The organism is Streptococcus infantis, assembly GCF_964243025.1.
GTDB classification, from domain to species: Bacteria; Bacillota; Bacilli; order Lactobacillales; family Streptococcaceae; genus Streptococcus; species Streptococcus infantis_N.
Window position 1 is genome coordinate 1 of the sequence record NZ_CAXTDJ010000012.1, and the last position, 6,342, is coordinate 6,342.

Consider the following 6,342-nt stretch of genomic DNA (forward strand, 5'->3'; position numbering starts at 1 on the left):
GGAGCTTCAGTTGTTGTTGGAGCTTCAGTCGTTGTTGGAGCTTCAGTTGTTGTTGGAGCTTCAGTTGTTGTTGGAGCCTCTGTTGTTGTTGGAGCTTCAGTTGTTGTTGGAGCTTCAGTTGTTGTTGGAGCCTCTGTTGTTGTAGTGTAAGTGTTTGTGAACTTACGAGTTGAATCTGCTTCTTTAACAGTTGCAACTAGTTTACCTTCACCATTATCTACAACTTTAACATGAACTGTGTAGCTTTCTTTAGAGTATGTAACTCCTTCTGCTGTACCAGCTTTTTCTGTAATTGTATATTCGTGGTCTCCAGCTTCAGTATAGAGAACTGAGAAGACTACTTCATCTGTTGCTGCTTCAACACCATTAACTGTCTTACCGTTTGATGATGTTGCAATGACTTTTCCACCTTCGCTCAATTCAAACTCAAATTGTTCTTTAGCAAGTTCTTTACCAACTAATTCTTTAGTTGCTTTGAATGTAGCACGAGCAGGTGATGGCTCATATGTATTTGTTAAAGTAGGTGTTTGAGTTGTAACCTCAGCTTTAAGTGTTCCACCTTGAGCTTTGACAACAACTGTTACTTCGTATGAGTTTTCATCAAATGTGATACCAGGAACTTTTGTTTCAGTATTTTCTTTGATGACATAGTTGTAGGTACCAGGACCTTTAGCTTTCAAACCTTCAAATGTGATGCTTCCATCTGCTTTGTTTGTTGTTGAAGCAATTGGAGTAGTCAAGTTGTTTGCATTGTACAAATCAAACTTGAACTCACCATCTTTCAAGGCTACTGGACGATTTCCAGCAATTACTTTCTTAGCAGTAATTGAGAAATCTGCTGCGATTGGTTCGTCTTGAAGGTTAATCTTAGAACCTTCGGCTCCAAGAACTACCTTATATTCTTTTTCATCAAGAGTATATCCAGCAGGAGCTGTCTTTTCTTTGATGATGAATGTCTTACCAACATATTTTTGATCAAACTCATCAGAGATTGCCACACCTTTTTCATTTGTAGTCAATTCTGTAGAGATAGTCCCATCTTCTGAGTTAACTGTGTAAACCGCACCTGCAACTGGAACCAATGTGAAAGCATTTGTCTTGTTGATCTTAATCTTGAAGGCTGTAGAAGCTTCGATTTGTCCTTTTACAAGAGATACACGTTCAGCTTTGAATTCTAAATTTGTGCGATTACTGCGGAAAGGAAGTGCAGTTCCATCTGCTGTAGTCAACTGGATAACGTTTTGAACTTTTCTACCATCACCTGGTGTTGTGGTATGGTATTCAACCCAGTATGATTTAGATCCATCTGCAAAGATAAGCTTGAACTGAGTATAGTTCTCATTCCAAGCTACAGTATAGTCAGTACCTTCTACCATCTTCTTAGCATCATCCGGAACTTGAGAACTACCATCGTTCAATGTAGCAGAAGAATAAACTACCAATGACTCTGGGATATACTGGATAGGAGCAAATTCAGATGTATTTGGAAGGAAGTCATTCAAAACTAAGTTTTTACCATAGTCTTGTCTTCCAGTATTGACACGAATTCTCCATGGAGAGTATACGTCACCTTTACCTACTGAACCAATTGCTGCTAACTTTGCTGAAGTCCATTCTTTACTTACTACATCGTTACCAACCTTAGCAAAGTTTTCGAAACCTTCTTGCTTGCTGTCAACTGTCTTAGATGTAAAGGTATGTGTGATTGCTTTACCAACACCTTTGTTTTCGAAAGTGATTGGTGTTGCTGTTTGGTCACTCTTGAACAAGAAAGAAATTGCATAATTTCCTTTTACGCCCTTAACGACATCCCCGCCTGTTTTAGCTTGGAACTCATCAAGGTTCTTCAAAGTTACACGTGCCTTACCACCTTGGTTATCACCATTGGCAGTAACAACTACTGTACCGATATTTACTTTTGTTTCCTTATCGAACAATTCAGTCTTTCCATTGTAGACGGTTACCGGTGTAGGAATATCTACATCAAAGTAATCGCCATTGGCCAATTTACCATCATATTGCTTGAGGTCAAATTGAACAAAGAACTGATTTGAACGATTGGTAATAATCTGATAAGTACCGTCACTATTCGGTTCCAATTTGGAATCCGACATATTGAGGACACTTATATCAGTTACTACACCCGTTAATTCTTTCCCATCTGCATAAGCGACATTGGTCGATAAGAACAATGCGCTCAAGAAGGTCAGAACTGATACAAAAAATATTATAAACGGCTTTTTCTTTATCTTTTTCACCATTAAATATTTCCTTCTTTCCCTATTTTTTTAAAATATATTGAATTATTAAATAATCCAAGATAATAGTACTAAATTTCAACTTAAATGTCAAAGCAATCAAGGCTCAAAAGCCCATATTTTTAATAAATTACAAATATAATTATTTTATTTCTTTACAATTATAAGTTTTTAAGTCATAATATACGTTTTTATTATAATTTCATTTTTTCATATACATAAATTTTCATAAAGTTACAAAAACCATTCGAAAATTTTCGAATGGTTTTCATTTTTATGAGAACTATTTCTTTAATAAACTAAGTGCTTCTGCATCCGCAATAATGGTTACATCTGGATGGTTTTGCAAACTACTTGCCGGAAGGCTTTCAGTCACAGGACCTTCAACTGTACCTGCAATAGCCTCTGCCTTAGACTCACCATAAGCAAAGAGAAGAATAGATTTTGCATCTAGAATATTTTTAATCCCCATTGAGATAGCTTGTGTTGGGACGTCTTCGATTTTTTCAAAGAAGCGAGCATTTGCTTCAATAGTTGACTGATCAAGATCCACAAGATGAGTTTGACTATCAAATGGAGTTCCTGGCTCATTGAAGCCAATATGTCCATTTCGGCCAATTCCCAATATTTGCAAATCAACTGGATGATCTGCAAGAATTTGATTATAGCGTTCTACTTCTTCTTCTGCATTATCTTTTACTCCACGCGGTAAAAAGCTTTCTTTGAATGGCTTTTTATTGAATAGATTTTCTTGCATAAAGTAACGATAAGATTGAGGGTTCTCTCCATCAAGTCCTACATATTCGTCCAAGTTAACACTTGTAAGATTTGAAAAATCAAGGTCACTCTTAACGATTTCTCCATAAAATTCAAGCGGACTGCTACCTGTCGCAAGTCCTAATGTTTGAGCACCGTTTGCTAACTTTTCTTTTAAAATTTCAAAAGCTACTTTTCCACCTTCTTCAGGATTTTTTACTTGAATAACTTTCATAATTGTTCCTCCGTATTTCTTTATTTCATTATATGGTATAGACCAATTTTTGTCAAGTGTAAACGGTTTAATATTTTAAATTTTATAGGATAAAGTTAAGTAAAAAAGGCCCTGCTCTTTCGAGCAAAGCCTTTTATGTTAGAGCTAAAATTGCTATTTCAACACCAAAATACTGATGTCATCTCAATCTTAGTCTTCACGTCTTTTTGGTTTTGCAATTAAACCAAGTCCTACTAGACCAAGGGCTGCACCTAGAGCAACTAATCCAACTTTAGATTGCTCACCAGTATTTGGCAACTCACGACCTTTAGGTTTTTCAGGAGTTGGTGGCGTTACTGGTGGTGTCGGTGGTGTTGGTGGTGTTGGCGGTGTTGGCGGTGTTGGCGGTGTTGGCGGTGTTACCTTGTTGTTAAACTCAGTATCTTCAGGCATTTGTGAAGTAAGAGTCAACACTTTACCATCCTTAGTTACAGTAACTCCAACAGTCGCTACCATCTTATCGTACTCAACTCCAGCCTCTGTACCTTGTACTTCTTCTACGTGATAGATATATGTACCTTCTTGACCACGTTTGAATTCAAGAGCTGAGAACTTGATCTTACCTTCAGCATCATTGCTTACAGTTTCAATCACATTTCCATCCTTGTCTTTTAGTACAAAAGTAAACTCGCCAGCCTTCAGTGCACGGCCTTCCAATTTCTTAGTGAAGTTGAATTCAACTTTAACTGGAATATTTACAACACGTTTTTCAGTTGGTTTTTCTGGTTTTTCAACTGATTTCTTAGTCGGATCGTATTGGTGAACGATTTGAGAAGCTGTATTTTCAATATCTACACCTTCCTTAGCAGTATCCTTGATTCGTGCAAGAATATCAAACTTGTAGTAACGTCCAAATGCTAATTTAGCAGTGTCGATTACTTGTGTATTCTCTGCATCTCCAAGTGACTTAGTCAATTCAGCCTTAGACGTAGCAGTAATGACACCATCCACAATTGAGATATCAAATTTAGCGGTTACATCTTCACCAGTTACTGAATCGTAAGCTTTAATATCAGCTACATTAACATCCAAGTTTTCACTGTCATATTTATCTGTAATTCCAACAGATTGAATATTGTGAGCTTCTGTAAATTTAGTTGTATCAAGCCATACTTGGTAAACTACCTTATCACCTTTATGGAGTGTTTGAGTATTGATATTTTGCGCTTCATTATTATCAACTTTGTCCGCATATGGATCTTTGTTGGTGTCAACTACTTTATCAGTTAACTCTTTATCATCATCCAAAAGTTTAGTTCCAGTAATGTCAAATTTCTCTTCGTTAAGAATATATTTTTCTGGGTTAAACTCAGGAGTTTCCGGAGGAGTCACAGTGTTATTGAACTCTTTATCTGGAGCGTCTGTCACTGTCTTCACAAGTGCTTTAGCTGTACCAGCGTATTTAACTTCTACTGTGATTTCAGCCTTCATAGAGTCGTAAGTGACTGTCGCATCAGATCCTTTAACTTCTTCTACAGTGTACTTATGAGTTCCAACTTGAGCTTTAGTGAATTCAAGTTTAGCGAATTTCACCTTACCATCTTTGTCGTTCTGAACTGTTTCGATTTCAGTACCTTTAGAGTCTTTCAATACGAAGCTGAACTCGCCAGCTTTCAACCCACGGCCTTCCAATTTCTTAGTGAAGTTGAATTCGACTTCAATTGGTACAGAGTTGACACGTTTTTCAGTTGGTTTTTCTGGTTTTTCAACTTTCTTCGTAGATGGGTTGTAGTAGTTTACAATTTGCGCTGCTGTATTTTCGATGTCTACTCCACCTTTAACGTCTGTTTTAACAGCGGCTGGGATATCGAATTTATAGTAGCGGCCAAAAGCGAATTTAATTGTGTCGATGATTTGTGTATTGTCTGCGTCTCCAAGTGACTTGGTGAAGCCAGCTTTAAGAGTTGCGGTCATCACACCATTTTCAACCTTGATGTCGAACTTGTCAGTCACATCAGCGCCAGTTACAGAGTCATATGCCTTAATAGCTGAAGCATCTATATCAACCTTCGTTTCATCGAAGTCATCAGAAATACTTACTGATTGGATGTTATCCTTGTTGTTAGCGTCGAACTTAGTTGTATCAAGCCATACTTGGTAAACCAATTTCGCACCAGGTTTAACAGTCTTAGTATTCAAGTTTTCTGCTTCGTTGTTGTCAGTCTTATCTACGTATGGATCTTTGTTCGTATCTCCGTACTTGTCTGCCAATTCAGAATCATCATCAAGAAGTTTGTTTTCAGTAATTAAGTACTTCTCTTCAGTTACAACGTATTTCTCTGGTTGGAACTTAGGTTCTTCTGGTGGAGTCACAGTGTTATTGAACTCTTTATCTGGAGCGTCAGTCACTGTCTTCACAAGTGCTTTAGCTGTACCTTTGTGTTCAACTACTACTGTTACTTCAGCCTTCATAGAGTCGTATGTGACTGTCGCATCAGATCCTTTAACTTCTTCAATTGTGTACTTGTAAGTGCCTTCTTCGCCTTTCTTGTACTCAATTGCTTTGAACTTAACGTTTCCGTCTTTGTCGTTCTGAACTGTTTCGATTTCAGTACCTTTAGAGTCTTTCAATACGAAGCTGAATTCGCCAGCTTTCAACTCACGGCCTTCCAATTTCTTAGTGAAGTTGAATTCGACTTCAATTGGAACTGAGTTAACACGTTTTTCAGTTGGTTTTTCTGGTTTTTCAACTTTCTTCGTGCTTGGGTTGTAGTAGTTTACAATTTGAGCTGCTGTATTTTCGATGTCTACTCCACCTTCAACGTCTGTTTTAACAGTTGCTGGGATATCAAATTTGTAGTAACGTTCAAATGCAAATTTTGTTGTGTCGATGATTTGTGTATCATCTGCGTCTCCAAGTGACTTCGTGAAGCCAGTTTTAAGAGTTGCGGTCATAACACCATTTTCAACCTTGATGTCGAACTTGTCAGTCACATCAACACCAGTTACAGAATCGTAAGCCTTGATAGCTGAAGCGTCTACATCAACTTTTGTTTCATCGAAGTCATCAGAAATACTTACTGTTTGGATGTTATCCTTGTTGTTAGCGTCGAA

At 37.5% G+C, this 6,342-nt stretch carries 3 protein-coding genes; all 3 read right to left on the reverse strand.

The features are described from left to right. Positions 1-2,261: Spy0128 family protein (locus ACESNQ_RS08605; protein ID WP_373076213.1), on the reverse strand; the 2,261-nt coding region annotated here is incomplete at its 3' end. Positions 2,262-2,541: 280 nt separating this feature from the next. Then, complete coding sequence (locus tag ACESNQ_RS08610; protein WP_373076215.1) at positions 2,542-3,249, reverse strand: glucosamine-6-phosphate deaminase; 708 nt, start codon at positions 3,247-3,249, stop codon at positions 2,542-2,544. Positions 3,250-3,438: 189 nt separating this feature from the next. Further along, a partial coding sequence (locus tag ACESNQ_RS08615) for an SspB-related isopeptide-forming adhesin (protein WP_373076216.1) occupies positions 3,439-6,342 on the reverse strand: 2,904 nt, incomplete at its 5' end.

Excerpts from the sequence above, each read along its gene's own strand:
- ACESNQ_RS08610 (WP_373076215.1), bottom strand. The coding sequence starts at position 3,249 with ATGAAAGTTATTCAAGTAAAAAATCCTGAAGAAGGTGGAAAAGTAGCT.